This is a genomic window from Luteimonas aquatica (genome assembly GCF_022662575.1).
Lineage (GTDB): Bacteria > Pseudomonadota > Gammaproteobacteria > Xanthomonadales > Xanthomonadaceae > Luteimonas > Luteimonas aquatica.
In genome coordinates this window covers 39,489-62,197 of record NZ_JALBFU010000008.1, presented here as the reverse complement: position 1 = coordinate 62,197, position 22,709 = coordinate 39,489, and the positions used below count along the sequence as shown (strand labels likewise).

Annotated in this window: 17 protein-coding genes and 1 tRNA gene; 15 read left to right on the top strand and 3 right to left on the bottom strand. The window is 68.0% G+C overall.

The annotated features are described in order from the left end of the window. The first annotated feature begins 78 nt into the window (after positions 1-78). From MD221_RS17535 to MD221_RS13750, 3 genes are all read left to right on the top strand, one after another. Positions 79-2,820 (top strand): tetratricopeptide repeat protein, encoded by a 2,742-nt coding sequence (locus MD221_RS17535; RefSeq protein WP_277928910.1) that lies wholly within the window; start codon positions 79-81, stop codon positions 2,818-2,820. Between the two features lie 119 nt (positions 2,821-2,939). Continuing rightward, the gene (locus MD221_RS13755) at positions 2,940-4,142 is read left to right on the top strand and encodes an aminotransferase class I/II-fold pyridoxal phosphate-dependent enzyme (protein ID WP_242112401.1); all 1,203 of its coding nucleotides are present in this window, start codon (positions 2,940-2,942) and stop codon (positions 4,140-4,142) included. An 83-nt stretch (positions 4,143-4,225) separates the two neighbouring features. Beyond that, on the top strand, positions 4,226-5,209 hold the full coding sequence (locus MD221_RS13750) for a malate dehydrogenase (protein ID WP_242112400.1): 984 nt from the start codon (positions 4,226-4,228) through the stop codon (positions 5,207-5,209). Between the two features lie 100 nt (positions 5,210-5,309). Here the strand turns inward: MD221_RS13750 and MD221_RS13745 are convergent, their stop codons facing one another. Beyond that, on the bottom strand, positions 5,310-5,894 hold the full coding sequence (locus tag MD221_RS13745; RefSeq protein WP_242112399.1) for a superoxide dismutase: 585 nt from the start codon (positions 5,892-5,894) through the stop codon (positions 5,310-5,312). A gap of 139 nt (positions 5,895-6,033) precedes the next feature. Here MD221_RS13745 and grxD point away from each other — a divergent pair, with 139 nt between their 5' ends. The 5 genes from grxD to ppnN all read left to right on the top strand — a co-directional run bounded on the left by grxD (position 6,034) and on the right by ppnN (position 12,803). Then, positions 6,034-6,354: a Grx4 family monothiol glutaredoxin gene (gene grxD / locus MD221_RS13740; RefSeq protein ID WP_242112398.1), complete on the top strand. Its 321-nt coding sequence runs from the start codon at positions 6,034-6,036 to the stop codon at positions 6,352-6,354. Continuing rightward, the gene (locus tag MD221_RS13735) at positions 6,351-7,124 is read left to right on the top strand and encodes an SDR family NAD(P)-dependent oxidoreductase (RefSeq protein ID WP_242112396.1); all 774 of its coding nucleotides are present in this window, start codon (positions 6,351-6,353) and stop codon (positions 7,122-7,124) included. The genes grxD and MD221_RS13735 overlap by 4 nt, the downstream gene beginning before the upstream one ends. 4 nt (positions 7,125-7,128) lie before the next feature. Continuing rightward, on the top strand, positions 7,129-7,728 hold the full coding sequence (locus tag MD221_RS13730; protein ID WP_242112395.1) for a YhgN family NAAT transporter: 600 nt from the start codon (positions 7,129-7,131) through the stop codon (positions 7,726-7,728). 327 nt (positions 7,729-8,055) lie between these two features. Continuing rightward, on the top strand, positions 8,056-11,307 hold the full coding sequence (locus MD221_RS13725; protein WP_242112394.1) for a TonB-dependent receptor: 3,252 nt from the start codon (positions 8,056-8,058) through the stop codon (positions 11,305-11,307). A gap of 107 nt (positions 11,308-11,414) precedes the next feature. After that, positions 11,415-12,803: a nucleotide 5'-monophosphate nucleosidase PpnN gene (ppnN, locus tag MD221_RS13720; protein ID WP_242112447.1), complete on the top strand. Its 1,389-nt coding sequence runs from the start codon at positions 11,415-11,417 to the stop codon at positions 12,801-12,803. A gap of 18 nt (positions 12,804-12,821) precedes the next feature. Here the strand turns inward: ppnN and MD221_RS13715 are convergent, their stop codons facing one another. Beyond that, positions 12,822-13,862, bottom strand: a complete 1,041-nt coding sequence (locus MD221_RS13715) for a sensor histidine kinase (RefSeq protein ID WP_242112393.1) — start codon at positions 13,860-13,862, stop codon at positions 12,822-12,824. A gap of 119 nt (positions 13,863-13,981) precedes the next feature. On the opposite strand from MD221_RS13715, the gene MD221_RS13710 reads away from it, so the two are divergent. The 7 genes from MD221_RS13710 to MD221_RS13680 all read left to right on the top strand — a co-directional run bounded on the left by MD221_RS13710 (position 13,982) and on the right by MD221_RS13680 (position 21,972). Then, positions 13,982-14,500: a GspH/FimT family pseudopilin gene (locus MD221_RS13710; protein ID WP_242112392.1), complete on the top strand. Its 519-nt coding sequence runs from the start codon at positions 13,982-13,984 to the stop codon at positions 14,498-14,500. Beyond that, on the top strand, positions 14,497-14,964 hold the full coding sequence (pilV, locus tag MD221_RS13705; protein WP_242112391.1) for a type IV pilus modification protein PilV: 468 nt from the start codon (positions 14,497-14,499) through the stop codon (positions 14,962-14,964). Before MD221_RS13710 ends, pilV begins: the two co-directional genes overlap by 4 nt. Then, positions 14,961-16,157: a PilW family protein gene (locus tag MD221_RS13700; protein WP_242112390.1), complete on the top strand. Its 1,197-nt coding sequence runs from the start codon at positions 14,961-14,963 to the stop codon at positions 16,155-16,157. The genes pilV and MD221_RS13700 overlap by 4 nt, the downstream gene beginning before the upstream one ends. A 14-nt stretch (positions 16,158-16,171) precedes the next feature. Next, positions 16,172-16,678 (top strand): pilus assembly PilX family protein, encoded by a 507-nt coding sequence (locus MD221_RS13695; protein ID WP_242112389.1) that lies wholly within the window; start codon positions 16,172-16,174, stop codon positions 16,676-16,678. Between the two features lie 18 nt (positions 16,679-16,696). Continuing rightward, positions 16,697-21,352, top strand: a complete 4,656-nt coding sequence (locus MD221_RS13690) for a pilus assembly protein (protein ID WP_242112388.1) — start codon at positions 16,697-16,699, stop codon at positions 21,350-21,352. A 5-nt stretch (positions 21,353-21,357) separates the two neighbouring features. Then, positions 21,358-21,783, top strand: a complete 426-nt coding sequence (locus MD221_RS13685) for a type IV pilin protein (protein ID WP_242112387.1) — start codon at positions 21,358-21,360, stop codon at positions 21,781-21,783. A gap of 112 nt (positions 21,784-21,895) precedes the next feature. After that, positions 21,896-21,972 (top strand) — tRNA-Asn (locus tag MD221_RS13680). A gap of 17 nt (positions 21,973-21,989) precedes the next feature. On the opposite strand, the gene MD221_RS13675 is transcribed toward MD221_RS13680, so the two are convergent. After that, the gene (locus tag MD221_RS13675) at positions 21,990-22,556 is read right to left on the bottom strand and encodes a GspH/FimT family pseudopilin (RefSeq protein WP_277928909.1); all 567 of its coding nucleotides are present in this window, start codon (positions 22,554-22,556) and stop codon (positions 21,990-21,992) included. Between the last annotated feature and the right edge of the window lie 153 nt (positions 22,557-22,709).

Here is a 22,709-nt window from a genome sequence, read left to right as displayed (position 1 = left end):
CCTTTCTTTGTGATTTTTCTTTCGCCATCGCGGAAAATGCGCGCACAGGGGCGACCGGCTTCACGTTTCGGGACGGGCATGGCCGCGAAAGAGGCATATCGATTCGGCGACTTCCTGCTGGAAGCCGACCAGCGCCGGCTATGGCGCGAAGACCGGATCGTCGAGCTGCCGCCGAAGGTCTTCGACACCCTGCTGTTGCTGCTGCGCCACGCCGGCGAACTGGTCGGGCGCGACGTGTTCTTCGCCACGCTGTGGCCGAACACGGTCGTCACCGACGCCAGCCTCGGCCGCCACATCTGGCAGGTGCGGCGCGCGCTGGGGCAGGGCGAGGGCGAAGAGGCGTATATCCAGACGGTGCCCAAGCAGGGCTACCGCTTCATTGCGCCGGTGCGGCGGGTGGAGGAGGAAGACACGCCGGCGGCGACCATTCCTCTGCGCGCCGAAGCCTCGCCCGTGCCGTCGGCGGCGACCGGGCATGCAGGGGATGTGCCCGCCGCGCGGATGCGGACCGAGGAGACGGCGCGGCGTCGCGCCGGCTGGCGATGGCCGCTGCTGGCCGCGGCGCTGGCGGCCGCCGTCGCCGCCGCGGGCGGGGCCTGGTGGTGGCTGCGCACGCCGCCTGCGGGCGCGGAATTGCCAGCGGTCGCGATCGCCGGGTCCGGCCTGGTCGCGCTGTTCGACATCGGTGCCGACGGCGAGGCGGACACCGGCAACGGCGATACCCGGACGGCCTGGCTGGGCGCGGCCCTGTCCGAATTGCTGGATCGCGAGCTGTCCTTGAACGAAAGCCTGCAGGTCGTCTCAGGACGGCGCCTGGCGGAACTGGCGCCGTTGCGCGCCGGCCAGGCGCCGGATCGCGCCTTGCTGCAGCGCCTGCACCGGCAGCTCGGCGTCGGCCTGGCGATGACGGGCCGGTACCGCGCCGTGCCCGGCCGCGGCAGGGGCGATCTCGCGCTGGAGCTGCGCGTGTTCGATGCCGCCAGCGGCGCGCTGCTACGCACCGTGCAGGTCGAGGGCGAACGCGCTCGCCTGGGCGAGCTGGCCGGCGCGGCCGGCGAGCGCCTGCGCGATGATCTCGGATTGCAGCGCCTGACCACCGCCTTCGCCGCCACGCGCGGCAGCACCTCCAGCGACGACAACGTGGTGCTGGAGGACTATGCCGAGGGCATGCTCGCCGCGCGCCGCGGCGACGGCAACGCCGCGCGCAACCGGTTGAGCGCAGCGGTGGCGCGCGCGCCGCAATTCCTGCCGGCGCAATTGGCGCTGGCGCGGACTCTGCAGGAACAGGGCTTCGGCCAGCGTTCGGCCGAGACGGCGCGCGCCGCGCTGGCCCGTGCCGGCGGCGCGCCGCGCGAACTGCGCCTGGCGCTGGAAGCGCAGATGTACGAGGCGGAAAAATCCTGGCCGCAGGCCATCGAGACCTACCAGGCGCTGTACCGCTTCTATCCGGAGGAGATCGAGTACGGACTGGGACTGGCGCGCGCGCAGGGCAAGGGCGACAGCCTCAACCAGGCCCTGGCCACGCTGGCGGCGCTGCGCCGCAACGGCGGCGGCGACGATCCGCGCGTGGACCTGTGCGCGGCCGATCTGGCCGAGGCGCGCGGCGACTATCCGGCCCTGCTGGCGGCGAGCGAGCGCGCGCTCAAGAGCGCGCGCTCCCTGCAGGCGCCGCACCTGATCGCGCTGGCGCTGCGCAACCGCGCCTGGGCGCGCGACAGCCTGGGCAACGATGCCGGCGCCCTGGCCGACTACGGCGAAGCGGCGCGCCTGTACCGGGAGCTGAAGGATCCGCTGGGGCAGGCGAGCACCGACAACGAACTGGGCAGCTATTACTTCGACCACGGCGATTTCTCGCGCGCCGAGCCTCTGTACCGGCGCGCGCTGGTGCTGTTCGAGGCCGCCGGCCTGAAAACGCAGCAGATCGCCGCGCTTTCCAACCTGGCCAACATCGCCTGGTCGCAGGACAAGCGCGGCGAGGTCAAGAACTTGCTGGAGACGGTGCTGCAGCTCGGCCGCGAACTCGGCGATCCCGAGCGCGAGACCTGGACGCTCAGCGCGCTCGGCACCGTGCAGGCGGACATGGGCCAGACCGCCGCGGCGCTGGCCAGCTATCGCGACGTGATCGCGCTGTGCGAGCGCAACGGCCTGGAGGGCCAGGCCGCCTGGACCAGGCGCGAGATGGCCGACCTGCTGCGCCTGCGCGGCGAGTACGCGCAGGCGCGCGCGCTGGCCGAGCAATCGCTGGCGGTGGAGACCCGCCTCAACAACCGCCGCGGCGAGGCCGAGGCGCTGCTGCGCCTGGGGCAGGTGCTGCGCGACAGCGGCGATCTGGCCGGCGGCCGCGCGCGCCTGGAAGCGTCGCTGGCGCTTTCGCGCCGCGACAAGCTCGACTACGGCGCGGCCGGCGCCGACACCGAACTGGCCGAACTGGCGCTGCGCGAGAACAAGCCAGAAGAAACCCTGCGGCGCCTGCAGGGCGTGGTGCCGGTGCTGAAAAACAACGACGCGGCGTCGGAACTGGCGGTCGTCGACGGCCTGCGCGCCGAAGCCCTGGCGGCGCTGCGCCGCGACGGCGAGGCGCGCGCGGCGCTGGCCAGTGCGGTGGCTTTCGCCGGGCGCGATCCCGACACGCTCGACGCGCTCGCCATCGGCATGAGCGAGCTGCGCGTGCTGGCCGCACTGGGCCCGCGCGAAGCCGCCGCCGCGCGCGCCGATGCGCTCGACCGGCAGGCTCGGCGGCGCGAACTCGGCGGCGTGCTGGCGCAGGTCGAGGTGCTGCGCAAGCCGGGCCGCGCGGCGAGCGTGGCCGCGCGCCGCTAGGCGCTTCGCCCGTCCGGACGGGCGATCTGCCGGAAATCACCGCCCGGATGTGCCTGGAATGGCCCCTCGCTGGGCGCGGCGCGGCTACAATATCGGGGTCCCCACCAGGTCCATGCTCCATGCCCCCCGCACTTTCCCGGCGCATCGGCCGCGCCAAGCCCAGCGCGATCATGCAGGTGGCCGAAAAGGCCAAGCAGCTCAAGGCCGAAGGCCGCGACATCATCAGCTTCTCCATCGGCGTCCCCAATTTCCTTCCCGGCCCGCACGTGTACGAAGCCGCGCGCGCCGCGCTGGACAAGGATTCCGGCCAGTACGGCAGCAACCGCGGCGCCGACGCGCTGCTGGACGCCTTCCTCAAGCACATCGAGCAGATCGGCCTGAGCGGCTACACCCGCGCCAACTGCGCCACCGGCATCGGCGCCAAGCACGTGCTGTACAACATCTGCGACGCGATCCTCGACGAGGGCGACGGCTTCGCGTTCCCGACGCCGTACTGGACCAGCTACCTCGACATCGCCGAGATCCTCAACGCCGACATCCAGCTGCTGCCGTGCCCGCCGGAGCAGGACTACAAGCTCACCCCGGCGCAGCTCGACGCCGCGCTGGCGAAGAAGCCCAAGCTCTTCCTGTTCAACAACCCGTCCAACCCGACGGGCATGGTGTACGGCAAGGAAGAGATCGCCGCGCTGGCCGACGTGCTGGCCAAGTATCCGGACACCTGGATCCTCACCGACGACATCTACAACCGCATGGTGTTCGACGGCATCGGCTACCACAACTTCCTGCATTTCCGCCCGGAACTGCGCGACCGCCTGATCTTCATGGACTCGCTGTCCAAGACCTACGGCATGCCGGGCTGGCGCGTCGGCTTCATGGTCGGGCCGGAGTCCATCGCCAAGGCGATCACCACGCTCAACTCCAACCACATCACCAACATCCCGGAAATCGTCACCGCCGCCGCGGTCGCGGCGCTGACCGGCCCGCAGGACGTGCCCACGCAGAAGAACGCCGAGTTCCAGGCCAAGCGCGACCAGGTGCTTGCCGCGCTCGCCGCGATTCCCGGCGTGGTCTGCCCGAAGCCGCAGGGCGCGTTCTACGCCTTTCCGGACATCAGCGTCGCCTTCGGCAAGTCGCACGACGGCCGGAAGATCGACAACGATTTCGACTTCTGCAACGCACTGCTGGAAAGCAAGGGCGTGGCCTGCGTGCCGGGCTCGGCCTTCGGCGAGCCGCGCGCGCTGCGCATCAGCTACACCTGCCCGACGCCGCAGCTGGCGCCGGGACTGCAGCGGTTCCAGGAATTCTTCGCGGAACTCAAATAAGGCGCCGGGCCCGGACGCGCGGGGCGAATGCTCCGCGTCTTCGCGCCTGACGTCCTGTCCCCACTGAAACTTCGGAGTTGCCCATGAAAACCCCCGTTCGTGTTGCCGTCACCGGCGCCGCCGGCCAGATCGGCTACGCCCTGCTGTTCCGCATCGCCTCCGGCGAAATGCTCGGCAAGGACCAGCCCGTCATCCTGCAGCTGCTGGAGCTGCCGATCGACAAGGCCCAGGCCGCGCTCAAGGGCGTGATCATGGAACTGGAAGACTGCGCGTTCCCGTTGCTGGCCGGCGTGATCGGCACCGACGACCCGAAGGTCGCGTTCAAGGACGCCGACGTCGCCCTGCTGGTCGGCGCCAAGCCGCGCGGCCCGGGCATGGAGCGCAAGGACCTGCTGCTGGAGAACGCCAAGATCTTCACCGAGCAGGGCAAGGCGCTGAACGAAGTCGCCAGCCGCAACGTCAAGGTGCTGGTGGTCGGCAATCCGGCCAACACCAATGCCTACATCGCCATGAAGTCGGCGCCGGACCTGCCGGCGAAGAACTTCACCGCGATGCTGCGCCTGGACCACAACCGCGCGCTGAGCCAGCTCGCCGGCAAGGCCGGCGTGGCCGTGGGCGACATCGAGAAGCTGATCGTGTGGGGCAACCACAGCCCGACCATGTATCCCGACTACCGCTTCGCCACCGCCGGCGGCGCCTCGCTGAAGGACAGGATCAACGACGCGGCGTGGAACAGCGACACCTTCATCCCACAGGTCGGCAAGCGCGGCGCGGCGATCATCGAGGCACGCGGCCTGTCCTCGGCCGCCTCGGCCGCCAACGCCGCCATCGACCACGTGCGCGACTGGGTGCTGGGCAGCAACGGCAAGTGGGTGACGATGGGCGTGCCGTCCGACGGCAGCTATGGCATCCCGGAGGGCGTGATCTACGGCGTGCCGGTGACCACCGCCAACGGCGAGTACACCCGCGTGGAAGGCCTCGAGGTCGACGCCTTCAGCCGCGAGCGCATGGACAAGACGCTGGCCGAGCTCGAGGAAGAGCGCGCCGGCGTGGCGCATCTGCTCTAAGTGCCTTCCACGACGCCTTCTCCCGTGACGCGGGAGAGGGCGGCGGGCATGATCGGCATCCGGGCCATCCGCCGGGCGGCGGAGCCGGCGAAGGCACCGCTTACTTCATGCGCGCGTCCACCGCGCGCCAATCCACGATGTTCCAGAACGCCTCGAGGTATTTGCCGCGCGCGTGGCGGTAGTCGAGGTAGTAGGCGTGCTCCCACAGGCAGCAGGCCAGCAGCGGCGTGTCCTCGCCGGTGAGCGGCGAAGCCGCGTTGGCGGTGGCGGCCACGGCCAGCGCGCCGTCTCCGCGCTGCAGCAGCCACAGCCAGCCCGAACCGAACAGGCGCTCGGCGACGCCGGCGAATTGCGCCTTGAAGCGCGCGAAATCGCCGAAGGTCCTGTTGATGGCCTCGGCCAGGCGTCCTTCCGGCTCGCCGCCACCGCCGCCGGCGGAGGGCCGCAGGCCTTCCCAGTAGAAGGCATCGTTCCAGGCCTGCGAGGCGTGGTTGAACAGCGCACCCTGCGCCCGGCGCACGATCTCCTGCAGCGGCAGCTCGGCCAGTTCGGTCCCGGCCACGGCGGCGTTGACCTGCTCGATCAGGGCCTGCTGCCGGCCGTGATGGGCTTCCACCGTATCGGCGGACAGGTGCGGTTCCAGGGCGCTGCGGTCGTAGGGCAGGGGGGAAGGTTCGATGCTCATGTGCCGTTCGGGGGAAAAGGGGCGTGGAGCGCCGCCGCTGCGGGCTCCGGGGCTTACAATATGCAATTCCCACCCCACAAGCACGACCCACGGCTTCCGGCGCATCGCCGCAGCCCGTGCCGCGCAGGAGTTTTCCGCAATGCCCGTCCTCGAGCGCATCCAGGCCGAAGTCGAAGGCCACCCCATCGTCCTCTTCATGAAGGGCACGCCGCAGTTCCCCATGTGCGGCTTCTCCAGCCGTACCGTGCAGGCCCTGAAGGCCGCCGGCGCGGGCGAGCTGCACACCATCAACGTGCTCGAGGAGCCGGAGATCCGCGCCAACCTGCCGCGCTATTCCAACTGGCCGACGTTCCCGCAGCTGTTCATCCACGGTGAGCTGATCGGCGGCTGCGACATCACGCTGGAGCTGTACGAGTCCGGCGAGCTGGCGCGCATGATCTCGGAAGTGCAGAAGGCGTGAGCGCGGTGCGGGCCGACGACGCGGCCGCGACGCGGGATCCGCAGGCCGGTTCCGCGCTCGCGGGCCGGGTGATCCTGGTGAGCGGTGCCTACGGCGGCCTCGGCCGCGCCGCCGCGCTCGCCTGCGCGCGCGCGGGGGCCACGCTGGTGCTGCTCGGCCGCAAGGTGCCCAGGCTCAATCGCGTCTACGACGCGATCCGCCAGGAGACGACGGCCGCGGAGCCGGCCAACTATCCGCTCGATCTGGAGGGCGCCTCGCCCGACGACTACGCCGAACTGGCCGCGCGCCTGGAGTCGGGCCTCGGCCGCCTCGACGGGCTGCTGCATTGCGCCGCCGAGTTCAAGGGCCTGGCGTCGATGGAGCGCACCGATCCGGCCGACTTCGCGCGCGCGGTGCACGTCAACCTGACGGCGCGTTGGTGGCTGACGCAGGCCTGCCTGCCGCTGCTCAAGCGCGCCGAGGACGGCGCCATCGTGTTCGCGCTCGACGATCCGGCGCGCACCGGCGCCGCCTACTGGGGCGGCTACGGCCTGGCGCAGCATGGTGGCGCGGGCCTGGTCGGCATGCTGCAGGCCGAGCTGGCCAGCACGCCGGTGCGTGTGAGCGGCCTGCAGCCGGGGCCGATGCGCACCGTGCTGCGCTCGAAGGCCTACGTGGAGGAAGACGACCGGCAGGCCCGCGATCCGGCCGCCTATGCCGAGGCCTGCGTGCGGCTGCTCTCCCCGGCCGGCGCCGAGCATCGCGGCGCGATCTGGGCGCCGCGCGCGTAACGCCATGTCGATCGCCTCGGCCGCGCTGCTGCTGTTCATCATCCTCGATCCGCTGGGCAACGTGCCGGTGGTGCTCAGCCTGTTGCGTCCGCTCACGCCCAAGCGCCAGCGCATGGTGCTGATCCGCGAGCTTGTGATCGCGCTGGCGGTGCTGCTGCTGTTCCTGTGGTTCGGCAAGTACGCGCTGGAACTGATGCACCTGCGGCAGGAATCGGTGTCGATCGCCGGCGGCATCGTGCTGTTCCTGATCGGCATCCGCATGATCTTCCCGCCGCCGGAAGGCCTGATGGGCGAGCTGCCGGGCGGGGAGCCCTTCATCGTGCCGGTGGCGATCCCGATGATCGCCGGGCCCTCGGGCATGGCCGCGGTGATGCTGATGGGCAGCAACGACCCGGCGCGCCTGGGCGACTGGAGCCTGGCCCTGCTGATCGCCTGGGGGGCGACGGCGGTGATCCTGCTCTCGGCCACCATGCTCTACAAGGTTCTCGGCGGCCGCGTCCTGACCGCCATCGAGCGGCTGATGGGCATGCTGCTGGTGGCGATCTCGGTGCAGATGTTCCTGGACGGCATCAGCGCCTACCTGGGCCTGGGCGCCACCCCCTGATCGGCCCGACCGGGCCTCAGCCACTTAGCCGGGATTGCTGAGGCAGGCCGGCAGACAGTGCCGCTAGATCGCCTCCGCGGCAGGCCGGGATGACATTTTAGAGTCAGGGCTCGAGCCGATTCCCGTTGCGCTGCAAGGCCGTGATCGCCTTCGGCGAAAAACCGTCATTTCACTGTCATCCGGGCGGGCTACCGTGTTAACCTGTTGTTAACCCCGCGTGAGTGCCACGTGCAGCCGAGGGGTTGGGGAAATCCCTCACAGAACATCATTTCGATCGCGCGATCACGCGCGTGTCATCCGTCTAAATCTGTTCCGAGGCCATCATCGATGAAACATAACCGCGTCCGACTCTCCAAGCTGTCGCTCGGTCTGATCGCCGCGCTCGCCGCAGCGCCCGCCTTCGCACAAAACACCTCCGCCGGCGTCGGCGGTACGGTCACCGGCGCCGACGGGCAGCCGGTCGCGGGTGCCGAAGTCACCATCACCCACGTCGAGTCGGGCACGGTCAGCCGCGCCACCACCGACGCCAACGGCCGCTACACCGCGCGCGGCCTGCGCGTGGGCGGTCCGTACAGCATCACGGTCAACAAGGCCGGTTCCGGTACGGACACCGAGGAGAACGTCTACCTCGGCCTGAGCCAGATCAGCACCGTCGACGCGCAGCTGAAGAACGACGTCACCACCCTGGGCACCGTGCAGGCGGTCGCCGCCGGCGGCTCGGAAATCTTCAGCGCCACCAAGATGGGCACCGGCACCAACGTGACCCGCGAGACGATCGAGGCGCTGCCCTCGATCGGCGGCAACATCCAGGACTACATGCGCACCGATCCGCGCGTGGCCTTCATCGACCGCGCCTCGGGCAGCATCAGCGCCGGCGGCCAGAACCCGCGCTACAACGCCATCCGCATCGACGGCGTCTCCGCCAGCGACACCTTCGGCCTGGAAGGCAACAACATGCCGACCCGCCGCCAGCCGGTGGCGATGGAAGCGATCGAGGCGATCAACATCGACCTGGCCAACTACGACGTCACCATCACCGGCGCCACCGGCGCGGTGGTCGACGCCGTGACCAAGTCGGGCACCAACGATTTCCACGGCTCGGTGTACGGCACCTACCGCGACGACAGCATGGTCGGCGACGATCCGCCGGACGCCAGCGGCCGCCGCAACGAATTCGCCGGCTTCAAGAAGGAAGAGAACTACGGCTTCACGCTGGGCGGTCCGCTGATCAAGGACAAGCTGTTCTTCTTCGTCAACTACGACAAGTTCAAGCAGGCCGCCCCGGGCGCCGACGTCACCAGCGGCCCGCTGGGCGAGGGCACGCTGACCGACGCCGACATCACGCGCGCGCAGCAGATCGCGCAGGGCTTCGGCATTGCCGCCGGCAGCCTGGCCTCCAACTCCGACACCGACGTGGAAGAGTACGCGGTGAAGCTGGACTGGAACATCAACGACGACCATCGCGCCAGCTTCCGCTACAGCAAGATCGACCAGAGCAAGCTGCGCCTGAACGGCTTCTTCGCCGGCGACGACGGCGCGGTCTCGCTCAGCTCGTACTGGTACCAGCACGACAAGAAGGTCGAAAGCTACGTCGCGCAGCTGTTCAGCGACTGGAGCGACAAGCTCTCGACCGAGTTCAAGGTCTCCTACCGCGACTACACAGCGGTGCGCAACATCCCGACCAATGCGCCGAGCGTGGAGATCCTCTTCGCCGAGGACGGCGACTATTCGAACCCCGACGTCGCCCCGAGCGGCGCCTCGATCTTCCTGGGCACCGAGACCAACTCCCAGGCCAACGTGCTGGAGACCAAGACCTGGAACGCGTTCGGCGCGGCCACCTGGCACGCCGGCGACCATGACGTGAAGTTCGGCTTCGACTACTCGAACAACGAGATCTACAACCTGTTCGGGCCGCAGGTCTACGGCGTCTACCAGTTCTACGGCATGGACCGCTTCGCCGCCGGCGAGTGGAGCCGCTACGACCTGCGCACGCCGCGCGCCGGCCAGGACGTCGACTCCATCGCGGCCGTGTTCAAGTACAAGAACTACGGCCTGTTCGTGCAGGACCAGTGGTTCGTCAACGATCGCCTGACCCTGACCTTCGGCCTGCGCGGCGACAAGTCGGACGTCAACGTCAACCCCGAGCACAACGCGCTTGCGCAGCAGGTGTTCGGCTACGACAACAGCAAGGTGCTCAGCGGCGACATCCTGTGGCAGCCGCGCTTCGGCTTCAACTACACCTTCAACAGCGAGCGTCCGACCCAGCTGCGCGGCGGCGTCGGCCTGTTCCAGGGCGATTCGCCGCAGGTGTGGCTGAGCAATGCCTATTCCACCACCGGCCTGAACTACATCCAGTACACCCAGTTCCACAACTCGGGCGAGAACTGGGAGGACCTGCCGTTCAACGGCAACGGCAACAACCAGCCGGTGCCGGGCAACCCGGCCAGCCAGCGCCAGAACGTCAACTTCGTCAGCCCCGACTTCGAGCAGCCCTCCACCTGGAAGGCGAACCTCGCGATCGACCACGAGCTGCCCTGGAACAACATCGTGTTCTCGGCCGAGCTGCTGCTGACGAAGGTCAAGAACGCGCTGTTCTACCGCAACCTCAACCTGGGCACGGCCACCGGCATCGCGCAGGACGGACGCCTGCTGTACTGGGATCCGAACAAGCCGTCCGACTGGGCGTCGGGCAATGCCCGCTCGCAGCGCGACAAGCGCTTCGACCAGGTCATGCTGCTCGACACCACGCACAAGGGCAGCAGCCAGCAGTTCACGGTCGGCCTTGAGAAGCCCTGGACGCCCGGCAGCGACTGGTCCTGGAGCCTGGCCTACACGCATACCAATGCGGAAGAAGTCAGCGGCCTGACCAGCTCCACCGCGACCTCGGGCTGGAACTACAACTACGTCTTCCAGGACAACGCCGACGAGGCCACCACCGCCCGCTACGAGATCGAGCACCGCATCACCGGCGCGCTGAGCTGGAAGCACAACTTCTTCGGCGACTACAAGACCGAGATCGGCCTGTTCTACGAAGGCCGCAGCGGCCGTCCGTACAGCTACCTGTTCTCGAACGACGTGAACGGCGACGGCCGCAACAACGACCTGTTCTACGTCCCCAACGGTCCCGGCGACGTGCTGTTCGGCACCTACCGCAATGGCGTCTTCACCGCCGATCCGGCGAAGGAAAAGGCCTTCTTCGAGTGGCTGGGCAAGCACCCGGAGCTGGCCCGCTACCGCGGCGGCTACGCGCCGGCCAACTCCGGCCGCGCCAGCTGGGTGAACACCTTCGACGTGCGCATCAGCCAGGAACTGCCCGGCTTCTTCAAGGACAACAAGGCCGAGATCTGGCTGGACATCCAGAACGTGGGCAACCTGATCAACAAGGACTGGGGCCACATCTACGACTACGGCTTCTTCGCCGACAAGACCGTGCTGAACGCTCCCAGCATCGTCGGCGGCAAGTACGTCTACAACTTCACCGGCGCCGAGGCTTCCACGCCCGCGAACGCCGATGCCGACGGCTTCAACGTGGGCGTCTCGCAGTGGTCGGTGCAGGTGGGTTTCCGCTACCAGTTCTGATTCCGGTTCGGGTGCGAGCTTGGAAAACGGCCGGGTCTCCCGGCCGTTTTCTTTTTGGGGGGAGAGTGAGCTAAAGTCCCGCTCCAACAAGAGAAATTGTGATGAAAATGACCGATACGAGTACGGCGGCGAAGGCGCTGCCGGTGGTGGACGCGAGGATCTACCCCAAGGGCGGCCTGGACGTGCTGTCCCGCGACGAAGTGGCGCGGCTGAAGGACGCCTCCGGCGGCGGCATGCACGAGCTGCTGCGGCGCTGCGCCCTGGCGGTGCTGACCAGCGGCAGCGCCTCGGACGATCCGCGCGCGGCGCAGGAGCTATATCCGGACTTCGACATCCAGGTGCTGCAGCAGGACCGCGGCGTGCGCATCGACCTGGCCAACGCGCCGGCGATGGCGTTCGTGGACGGCGAGATCATCCGCGGCGTCGCCGAACTGCTGTTCGCCGTGGTCCGCGACCTGGCGTATACCGCCATCGAGCTGGGCCCGGAGTACGCGGCCGACCTGGAATCCTCCTCCGGCCTGACCAACGCGGTGTTCGGCCTGCTGCGCAACGCGCGCATCCTGCAGCCGTCCGAGCCCAACCTGGTGGTGTGCTGGGGCGGCCACTCGATCGGCCGCGACGAGTACGAGTACACCAAGGACGTCGGCTACGAGCTCGGCCTGCGCGGCCTGGACATCTGCACCGGCTGCGGCCCCGGCGCCATGAAGGGACCGATGAAGGGCGCGACCATCGCCCACGCCAAGCAGCGCAAGCGCCGCACGCGCTACATCGGCATCACCGAGCCGGGCATCATCGCCGCCGAATCGCCGAACCCGATCGTCAACCACCTGGTGATCATGCCGGACATCGAGAAGCGGCTCGAGGCCTTCGTCCGCCTCGGCCACGGCATCATCGTCTTCCCTGGCGGCGTCGGCACCGCGGAGGAGATCCTCTACCTGCTCGGCATCCTGCTGCGCGAGGAAAACGCGCAACTGCCGTTCCCGCTGATCCTCACCGGCCCGGTGGCCGCGGCGCCGTACTTCGAGCAGATCGACAAGTTCATCCGCCTGACCCTGGGCGATGCCGCCACCAGCCGCTACCAGATCATCGTCGGCGACCCGGCCGCGGTCGCCAAGCGCATGAGCGCCGGCATCGCCAAGGTGCGCGAGTACCGCATCGCGCAGAAGGATTCGTTCTACTTCAACTGGGCATTGACCATTCCGCTGGAATTCCAGCAGCCCTTCGCGCCCACGCACGAGGCCATGGCCGCGCTCGACCTGCACCACGGGCGCAAGCCGCACGAGCTGGCCGCCGACCTGCGCCGCGCGTTCTCCGGCATCGTCGCCGGCAACGTCAAGGAGGACGGCATGCGCCGCATCGAGCAGTACGGGCCGTTCCAGATCCACGGCGACACCGACATGATGCAGGCCCTGGATGCGCTGCTGCGCGCCTTCGTCGAGCAGCGCCGCATGAAGATCGCCGGCGAATACCGGCCCTGCTACGAAGTGCTGGCCTGAGCCGCGAGCGCCGGCGGGCTAGGGGGCGCCAGCGTCGTCGACGCCCAGCGGCAGGTTGACGGTGGCGTAGAAGCGCAGGCCGTCGCTCTGGATGCGGACGCTGCCGCGGCCGCCGGTCAGCGCCTCGATGCGCACCTGCGACGCGCTCAGGCCCACCTGGTGGCCATGCGCCTGCTTGCCGGCGGGCGGCACCGGATTGCTGATGCGCACGGTCACCGCGTTGGACGTGACCGTGACCGCGATGTCGATGTCGCCGCCGCCGGGCAGCCGTTCGATGCCGTGGCGGATGGCGTTTTCCACCAATGGCTGGATCGAGAGCGAAGGCACGTTCGCCGCGGGGAGCGCCTGCGGCAGGTGCCAGTGGACCTGGAGCCGGTCGCCGAGCCGGAACGCCTCGATCTCCAGGTAGCGCCGGACCAGGAACAGTTCGTCCTCGAGCGAGATCTCGCGCGGACCGGCCAGCGCCGCGCGGAACAGGTCGGCCAGATCCAGCAGCACGCGCTCGGCCGCCTCGGGCTGCTGGTGCACCAGCGCCGCGCCGGTGTTCAAGGTGTTGAAGAGGAAATGCGGGCGGATGCGCGCCTGCAGCGCTTCCAGCTCGGACTGCTTGGCGCGCAGCGCCATCTGTCGCGTGCGCCACTGGTTCTGGAACGCGGCGAGGCCGAAGATGCCCACCGTGGTGACGATGCCGAGCGCCCGCCACTGCGTCCACGCCCATTCCCCGCGCGCGATCCGCCAGCTGTCGCGGAACACGAACCCGATCAGTTCGGTGATGCCCCAGGTATTGAACAGCAGGATCGCCAGCACGACGTAGGCGATGCGGTGCGGCGGCAGCGGACGCAGCGGCTTGCGGATCAGGTAGGTCACCGCCAGCGTCCACAGCAGCGTCCACTGGATGGCGATCGACACCAGGCCGAAGTAGCGCAGGCGGTGTTCTTCGCTGCCCGGCGCCAGCGCCAGGACCAGCGCCAGCGCTTCGCCGGCGAACAGCATCCAGGCGATCGCCGGCGCCTGCCACAGGGTGTCGAGCGGACTGTGCTTGGGGGGCGAAATGGGCATTGCGTCACATGATAGGGGCCGGCGATGCGTCCGTCGGGCCATCTGACCGCCTGTCCCGATTCCGCTTGCCCGGCAATCGCGGGCCGCTAACCTTGGCATATCAAGGGGAGGGGGTACATATGCGACCGGGTCCGGTGCGCGGCTTCACGCTCGTGGAATTGATGATCACCGTGGCCGTCCTGGCCATCGTGTGCGCCATCGCGTTCCCGAGCTTCGAAGGCGTGATGCGCTCCAACCGCCTGGCCACCACCACCAACGAGATGATCGCCTCGCTCTCGCTCGCGCGCAGCGAGGCCATCCGCAGCGCCCATCCGGCCAGCATCTGCGGCAGCGACGACGGCAGCGCCTGCAGCGACGACTGGGAAGGCGGCTGGCTGGTTTGGGACGACGCGGACGGCAACGGCGAGATCGACGACGAGGAGCGGATCGTGCGCTTCTCCAAGGCCAACGCCAAGATGAGCGTCGCCGGTCCGGAAGGGGGCGTGATCACCTTCGACGGCCGCGGCCGGCGCGCCGGCAACGATGCCCAGGCCGTGGTGCTCAAGGCCAAGGACTGCAACGGCGACAATCTGCAGATCACCTTGGCGGTATCGCCAACCGGCCGCGCCGACGTCAGCGAGAGGCAATCATGCACATGAAGGCAAGACCAAGACACGCGCCGCGCGGCATGCGCGGCTTCAGCCTGATCGAAGTCCTGATCGCCATCCTGGTGCTGTCGTTCGGACTGCTGGGCCTGGCGATGCTGCAGACGATGAGCGTGCGCTTCGCCGAAAGCGCGAACTACCGCACGCAGACCACCAACCTGGCCTACGAGCTGCTCGACCAGATCCGCGTCAACCGCGTCAACCTGGCCTCCTACGAAGGCACCTACCGGGCTACCGCCGGCGGCGACGATTGCGCGCCGGCCACGGGCGCCAATCTGACCACGGCGCGGTACATGGCCGCCTGGCGATGCCGCCTGGGCAGGACGTTGGGCGACGACGCCACGGCGAATGTCGCGATCGGCGCGGACGACGAAGTCACGGTCACCATCAACTGGGGCGACGAGCGCTGGAACGCCGATTCCGGCACGCAGAGCCTGGAGGCGACGACCCGGCTATGAAACCACGGCGCAACCAATACGGCCTGTCCCTGATCGAGCTCATGATCGCGCTGCTGATCGGCACGATCCTCATGCTCGGCCTGCTGCAGGTCTTCAGCGCCTCGCGCGCCTCCTACCAGCTCTCGGAAGGCCTGAGCCGCACCCAGGAGAACGGGCGCTTCGCGCTCGACTATCTGCAGCGCGACATCCGCATGGCCGGCCATTTCGGCTGCGTCAACGACCAGGCGCACGCCCAGCAGAACCCGAACGGATTGGACACGACCTTCGGTGCCGGCGCCGAGGAAGGCCTGCGCTTCGACATCTCGATCCGCGGCTACGAGGCGACGGGCACCGCGCCCAGCGCCACCGGCGTCGCGGTGGAGGAGAGCCCGGGCGCCGGCAGTACCGCCTATACCCCGGCACTGCCCGACGACATCGAAGAGGCCACCCCCAACCGGATTGCCGGCAGCGACATCATTGCCTTGCGCTACCTGGCGCCCGAAGGCGTGCCCGTGGCGGTCATCGCCGGATCGGCGGGAGAGCCGAGCTTCAGTTTCGATGCCGAACGCTGGGACGTGCTGCGCAGCGGCGTCGACGATCCCGGCCTGTTCGGCGTGGCCGACTGCACCGGCGCGACCGTGTTCGAGGCGGGGAACGACAGCGACGGGGCCGGCGGCGAGATCGTCGTGGACGCCGACGCGCCGGCGAACGATGGCGACTTCAGCAAGGTGTTCACCGCCGGGCAGGCCATGCTGTATCGCGCCGAGAGCGTCGTCTACTACGTTGGCCGCAAGCGGATCCCCGACGGCAGCTGGCGGCCCGCGCTGTACCGCGTGCGTTTCCAGGCGGCGCCGGGAGGCGAGGTCGAAGCCTCCGATCCGCAGGAACTGGTGGAAGGCGTGGAAAACCTGCAATTGCTCTACGGCCAGGATCGCGAACTGAGCGCGTCGGCATCGCCCACCGGCTTCGTCGATCGCGTCGGCACGGCAGGGGCGGTGAACACCTCGGTACCGAACGCCGCCGATGCCTGGCGCCGCGTCGGCCTGGTGCAGGTCGGCGTGCTGATCGCCAGCAACGACCGCACCGCGTCCGAGCAGGCCACGCAGCGGCCTCCGACCTCGCTGGGCGTGGGGTTCGCGCTGCCCGACGACGGACGCTACCGCACCGTCTACGAAACCACGGTTGCGCTGCGCAACCGGCTGTACGGCAACTGACGCTGGAGTCCGCCATGACCGGTCGAAATTCCCCGTCCGCAACGCCTGCTCGCCAGCGCGGCGCGGTGCTGTACGTGGCCCTGGTCCTGCTGATCCTGATGGCCCTGATCGGCATCGCGGGCATGCGCGTGATCAGCATGCAGGAGCGCATGTCGTCCAATTACCGCGGCGCCAACCTGGCCTTCCAGAACGCCGAGCGTTCGGCCCGAGACTCGGAGGCCAACATCAGCCGCGCGCTCACCAGCGCCGCCGGCACCTTCGCCGCCGACCAGGAAGTGTGCTCGCCGAGTTTCGATCCGGCCAGCTGGGCCGACGGCAAGGACACGACCCGGCCGATCGGCGACGTCAACGAGGATACCTACATCCGTCGCGTGGACCGCTGCTTCGCCGCATCCAGCCGGCGCGTCGGCAACAAGCAGAACGAAGAGACCGGCAACATCTACGAAATCACGGCATTGGCGAGCGATGCCGAAGACAACCCCAGTTCCAGTGCGGTCATCGACACCGTTTTCATCCCCTGATCGACCGCGGAGACCGTTATGACCATCCCAGCCTGGTTCCGCCTTTCCGCGATCGTCCTCATGGTGACGCTTCTGGTCACCCGCAGCGTCGACCTGACGGCCGGCAACAACGACTACGACGTCTCGCAGGTGCCGCTGTTCTCCGGGCAGTCGGATCCGCCGCTGATGATGCTGGTCATGTCGCGCGACGAGCAGCTGTTCAACAAGGCGTACCCGGACTACACCGACCTGAACGAGGATGGAAAGCTCGATACCACTTATCAGGATCGTTTCGACTACGCGGGCTATTTCGATCCGAAGCTGTGCTATGCCTACAACAACGGCAAGTTCAAGGCGGCCGGTCAGGCAAATGGCCACAAGTGCTCGAATCAGTGGAGCGGCAATTTCCTGAATTGGGTCACGATGAGCCGTCTCGACATCCTGCGGTTCGTGCTCTACGGCGGGCAGCGCAGCACAGACAACGCCACCACGGTGCTCGAGCGAGCCAATATCCCCAGCGATCTGCATGCCTGGGTGAAGGTCTACAGCGGTTCCGACATCGGCAGCTATACGCCGCTCTCGGGGCCCCAAACGTTCTGCAACACCAGTACCGGCATCAACAGCGATCCCCTGATGCGCGTCGCGTCCGGAAATTGGTCGGAATGGGCGGCGACGGCGGTGCGGCAGTGCGCCAAGCGAGGAGAGGTTTCCAGCGGCGACGATGATCGGCCATCCGGCACGATTACCGACATCACCGTGCGCGTGGAGGTCTGCGATCCGCGCGCCAGTGCCGCCAACCGCGAGAGCTTCTGCCAGAAGTACAGCAGTGGCACGACCGACAGTTTCAAGCCGGTCGGCCTGCTGCAGACCTACGGCGAAGCCGGCCGCCTGCGTTTCGGCATGGTCAGCGGCACCTTTTCCAAGCCGCGCAGTGGCGGCGTGCTGCGCCGCAATATCGGCCGCCTGGCGGGGAATAGCGGCACCGCCACCGGATGCACCGCAGGCGACGAGGTCGATCTGAGCAACGGTCGTTTCTGCAATCAGACGGACGGCACCGAAGGCATCATCAATACCCTGTCGCGCTTGAAGCTGACGCAATGGAACTACTCCCACGTCTGGAACGACTGCAATACGTGGGGCTACCTCAATCGCCAGGGCTTCAGCGACGCGGGCAACGGCTCGCTCAACAATCCGGGTACGGGCACCAACGACTGCAACGCCTGGGGCAATCCTTTGGCGGAAATGTACGCGGAAGCGCTGCGCTACGTTGCCGGACAGACCACGGCAACGAGCGCCTTCGCCGGTGGTACCGACCTGTTAGGAATGCCGGTGCCGACCTGGTCGGACCCCTACCGTGCTCCGGAGAGGGGCGGCAATTCGTTCTGTGCGACCTGCAACATCCTGGTGATGTCCTCGGGGCTGCCTTCCTTCGATAGCGACGAAGTGCCGACCGTTCAGCCTATCGCCGCCGCGGCGACGGCGACGGACAATGTCGGTACGGGCGAGGGTCTGTCCGGTAGCTACATGGTCGGCCGCGTGGTCGCCAACCAGGCCGAACTGGCCGTCGGCAATTCGGTCAACACGCACGAGGACATCTGTACCGGAAAATCGCTTGGAGCGGCGCTGTCCAGGGCGCGCGGCCTGTGTCCGGACGTGCCGTCCATGGAAGGCAGCTATCTGATGTCCGGCCTGGCCCATCAGGCCAGGATCACCGACATGCGGCCTGGTCTGCAGGGCAAGCCGGCGGGCTACAAGAACACGGTGACGACCTACGCAGTGGCGATGGCCGAGAACCTGCCGAAATTCGATATTCCGGTGGGCAACGGCAAGATCACATTGTCGCCCCTGTGCCAGGCGAACAAGTCCGGCACCGCCAAGATCAACGGCGGCAGCGAGGACAAGAACTGGCGCACCTGCTTCCTGGGGTCGGTCGGGGTCGGGAAGAAGGAGTCCCGAGTGTCCCCGTACCATGTCTATGGCCGCGACCTGGAAAGCGACGGCAGCGCGGGAAGCTTTTCCCTGGTCTGGGAAGACTCGCTATGGGGCAACGACCACGACAACGACGTGGTGTCGATGATGACCTATTGCGTCGGTTCCGCCTGCAATGCGAACACCAATCCGCGCAACACCAGCTACAACGGCAAGGACATCTGCTGGCGCTCGGATTCGCCCGTCTGCGGCGCAAACGGCTCGCCGTCGGTCGGCGCCAACGAGGTCCTTGTCCGCATCGAGAACATGTCCGCCTATGCGGGCAATGCGATGATGACCGGTTTTACCGTGACCGGCAGCAACGACGACGGCGTCAAGCGCCTGGCGCTGCGGCCCGGCAGCTCCGACAATTCGATCCTGACCACGCAGGCCGATCCGCCGACCAACTGGTTCAAGCCGAAGGTACTCAAATTCACCCTCGGTACCAGCAATGCCAAGCTGCTGGAGAGCCCGCTCTGGTATGCGGCCAAGTATGGCGGCTTCAAGGACAGCAACGGCAACAACCTGCCGGACCTGGCCAGCGAATGGAGCACGCGCCAGCCCGGGACGCCCGACAACTACTTCCTGGCCCGCGATCCGTCGAAGCTGAAGACCGAGCTGGACCGCATCTTCGCCGAGGCGGCCGGCAGCAAGGCGCCCACCGGCGGCGCCGGCGGCGGCGCGCGCATCACCGGCAACTCGTTCACGCTCGAAGCCACCTACGAGCTGAAGGACGGCACGGTCAACGACTGGATCGGCAACGTCCGCGGCGTGCAGGTCAAGCAGGACGGCTCGGCCGGCAACGAAATCTGGAACGCGGAGGCCAAGCTGCCGACCGCGAGCAGCCGCAACAAGATCTTCATGGTGACCGAACCCACCAGGATCCGCGCCGACGGCACGGTCAGCGATGAAGCCTCGGCGGCCTCGTTCACGGGCAACAACATCCCCGGCACCACGCGCGAGGCCAAGCTGGCATCGATGGGCATGCCCGCGATCCCGACCTGGTTCCGCAGTACCTACAGCGTGAACACGCTGGTGTCCTACATCAAGGGCGATCATTCCAACGAACGCGGCAAGGGGGCCGACAGCCAGAAGACCTTGCGCAACCGCAGCTCCGCGCTCGGCGACATCATCAATTCCACCCCGGAAATCGCCTCGCCGCGCGACGATTTCGGCTACGCGAACTGGGCGAGCTTCAGCACCGTGGAATGGAAGCGCAAGCTGGGCGGAAGCTACGGCACCTACCTCACCACCAAGGCCACGCGCACGCCGGTGATCTACGTGGGCGCCAACGACGGCATGCTGCACGGCTTCAGCGCCAAGAACGACGCGAGCGGCGGCGAAGAGCTGTTCGCCTTCATTCCCTCAGGCTCGCTCGACCACCTGGCCAGCCTGGCCGACCCGAACCTGCTGCACCGCTACTACCTGGACGGTCCGGTCACCACATCGGACGTGCCGTTCAGCGCCGAGGGCGACTGGCACACCGTGCTGGTCGGCACCCAGGGCGCGGGCGGCAAGTCGGTGTTCGGCCTGGACGTTTCCACGCCGGGCGCCTTCGACGACGACGACGTGCTCTGGGAACTCAGCGGCAAGACGGTCAACGAACTCGGCATGGTGATGGGCAAGCCCGTGGTGGTGCCGGTCAAGAGCACCGGCGGCAAGCCGCGCTGGGTGGCCATCTTCGGCAACGGCGTCAATTCCGACTCCGGCGCACCCGTGCTGTTCGTGGTCGATGCCAAGGACGGGACCGTGCTGGCCCGCCTGAAGCCTTCCGAGACGGACTACGCCGTCCGCAACGGCCTGATGAGCATCGCGCCGGTGGCGCTGTCCAACAACGACGGCATCGTCGACACCGTCTACGGCGGCGACCTGCAGGGCAATGTCTGGAAGTTCGACCTGTCCGACGAAAACCCCGAGGACTGGACCATCGCCTACAGCGAGCAACCGCTGTTCACGGCGAAGATCGGCGACGTCGCCCAGCCGATCACCGGCGGCATCGAGGTGGCCACCGGACAGGGCGGCGGCGTCAATATCTTCTTCGGCACCGGCCGCTATTTCGTGGTCGGCGACAACCAGATCAGCGCCGATCCGCCGGTGCAGAGCCTCTACGGCATCCTCGACAACCTCGGGGCGGTCCGCATCGCCGGCCGCGACGAGCTGGTCGAGCAGACCATTTCCAACGTGGCGCTCTCCAACGGCTACACCACCCGGGACGTCTCCAACAACCTGGTCAGCTACGGCACCAAGCGCGGCTGGTACATCGACCTGAAGGTGGATGACGCCGCCAAGGGCGAGCGCTTCATCGGCACGCCCAGGGTGCAGAACGGCAAGGTGATCTTCACCACCTACGAAGGCATCGACGCGACCTGCTCGGCCGGCGGCGGCAACAACTGGCTGTACGCGCTGAACCTGTTGAGCGGAGCGGGCGGCATGTCGGGCGTCTCGAACACGCGCGGCGGCAATCCGGTCTGCACGGGCGACTGCGGCGCCATTTCCTTGAACAAGGAAGGCAAGAACATGCCGCCGGTGAAGGACACCAATGTCTTCGTGCCGCCGCCGCCGACGCTCGAGGAGCTCAACGGCCTGTGCAACATCGCGACCGACCCGACCTGCCTGCAGAAGCGCCTCGACGCCAAGGAGTGCACCTTCGTGCTGCGCGCGCCGGGCGCCGATCCGCTCTTCCTGCCGCGTCCATGCGGCCGCCAGTCCTGGCGACAAGTCCGATAGGTGGCATGTCCATGATCCTTCTACCCATTGCCGCGGCGCGCAGGTCCAGGGGATTCACCCTGATCGAGCTGATGATCGTGGTCGCCGTGATCGCGGTCATCGTGGCCTTCGCCTATCCTTCCTACGTCGACCACGTCCGCAAGTCGCGCCGTGCCCAGGCCAAGGCGGACATGGTGGAACTGGCGCAGCTGCTGGAGCGCTGGCATACCGTGGAGAACACCTACGAAGGGTTCGCGGCGCCTTTCGAGCGCTCCCCGCGCGAGGCGGCCGCGGACACCGAGCAATATCAGATCGGGGTCGCGGTGGACGATGCCAACAGCTTCACGATCACCGCCACGCCGCAGAGGCAGCAGGCGGACGACCGCTGCGGCACCCTGACGATGAACCAGGCCGGCGTGAAAACGCCGGACAGCCCGCCCGAATGCTGGTAGCGCGGCGGGCCCGCCCGCCGAGGGATTCCCGTCCCGGCGATCGCCGCTGGGCGGGCTCGAGCGTCTCGCGGCTTGCGGCCGAGGTACCTCGCCTTTAATATTCGCATCCCCCGCCCGAATAGCTCAGCCGGTTAGAGCACTTGACTGTTAATCAGGGGGTCGTTGGTTCGAGTCCAACTTCGGGCGCCATTTTCAGGATCAAGGACTTACGGAGTCTCCGGGTCCTGTTCCCGGCGTGATGCGGCGATCGCCGCCGCGCAATCCGACCTCCCGGCGGCACGCGACGACCGCACCCGGCCGACATTGTTGACGGCGACGACGGCGTTCAGCTCCCCGCCGGTGCACAGGCGGATCACCACATTGCTGCCGGCGGCGCGGCCGTCCGGCTGGAAGCGGATCAGGCGGCGCGCGACGCTGCTGCGCAGCCGGAGCGGACTCGGGGCGCGTTCCACCACCTGGAGAATGTCGGCGCGGCCCTCCGGCTGACCCATGTGCCGCGGGTCGCGGAAGACCATCCAGCCGCGATCCCAGACGCCGTCGCGGCGGCAGCGCAGCCGGGGCGGCGTGATCGGGCACACGACCGTCGGCGCCGGCAGGGAGATCGCCGCCATGCGTGCCGATGCCAGCGACGCGCTCATCAGATGCATGCCGGTGATGACGCGGCCGCTAGTCACCAGTCGCGCGACGGCGGGCATCGCCACGCCGAGGCCGATCGCCATGACGGCGACGGTGACGACCATCTCGATCAATGTGAATCCCAACTGACGCCGCATCCCCGCTGCTCCGTTTCGATCCGTGGAACATTCTCGGCAGCGGGCCGCGGACCGGCGATCGGTATCAGCCGGTGAGAAGGGTAGGGATATCCTGTCCGGATGTGTCGGCGACGTTCCCGCGCCCGGGTCGGCCGCGATCCCGCGCACGGCATC

Bases quoted from the DNA above. Each gene is read 5' to 3' on its own strand.
- MD221_RS17535 (WP_277928910.1), top strand. From the start codon at position 79: ATGGCCGCGAAAGAGGCATATCGATTCGGCGACTTCCTGCTGGAAGCC.
- MD221_RS13755 (WP_242112401.1), top strand. From the start codon at position 2,940: ATGCCCCCCGCACTTTCCCGGCGCATCGGCCGCGCCAAGCCCAGCGCG.
- MD221_RS13750 (WP_242112400.1), top strand. From the start codon at position 4,226: ATGAAAACCCCCGTTCGTGTTGCCGTCACCGGCGCCGCCGGCCAGATC.
- MD221_RS13745 (WP_242112399.1), bottom strand. From the start codon at position 5,894: ATGAGCATCGAACCTTCCCCCCTGCCCTACGACCGCAGCGCCCTGGAA.
- grxD (WP_242112398.1), top strand. From the start codon at position 6,034: ATGCCCGTCCTCGAGCGCATCCAGGCCGAAGTCGAAGGCCACCCCATC.
- MD221_RS13730 (WP_242112395.1), top strand. From the start codon at position 7,129: ATGTCGATCGCCTCGGCCGCGCTGCTGCTGTTCATCATCCTCGATCCG.
- MD221_RS13725 (WP_242112394.1), top strand. From the start codon at position 8,056: ATGAAACATAACCGCGTCCGACTCTCCAAGCTGTCGCTCGGTCTGATC.
- ppnN (WP_242112447.1), top strand. From the start codon at position 11,415: ATGACCGATACGAGTACGGCGGCGAAGGCGCTGCCGGTGGTGGACGCG.
- MD221_RS13715 (WP_242112393.1), bottom strand. From the start codon at position 13,862: ATGCCCATTTCGCCCCCCAAGCACAGTCCGCTCGACACCCTGTGGCAG.
- MD221_RS13710 (WP_242112392.1), top strand. From the start codon at position 13,982: ATGCGACCGGGTCCGGTGCGCGGCTTCACGCTCGTGGAATTGATGATC.
- pilV (WP_242112391.1), top strand. From the start codon at position 14,497: ATGAAGGCAAGACCAAGACACGCGCCGCGCGGCATGCGCGGCTTCAGC.
- MD221_RS13700 (WP_242112390.1), top strand. From the start codon at position 14,961: ATGAAACCACGGCGCAACCAATACGGCCTGTCCCTGATCGAGCTCATG.
- MD221_RS13695 (WP_242112389.1), top strand. From the start codon at position 16,172: ATGACCGGTCGAAATTCCCCGTCCGCAACGCCTGCTCGCCAGCGCGGC.
- MD221_RS13690 (WP_242112388.1), top strand. From the start codon at position 16,697: ATGACCATCCCAGCCTGGTTCCGCCTTTCCGCGATCGTCCTCATGGTG.
- MD221_RS13685 (WP_242112387.1), top strand. From the start codon at position 21,358: ATGTCCATGATCCTTCTACCCATTGCCGCGGCGCGCAGGTCCAGGGGA.
- MD221_RS13675 (WP_277928909.1), bottom strand. From the start codon at position 22,556: ATGCGGCGTCAGTTGGGATTCACATTGATCGAGATGGTCGTCACCGTC.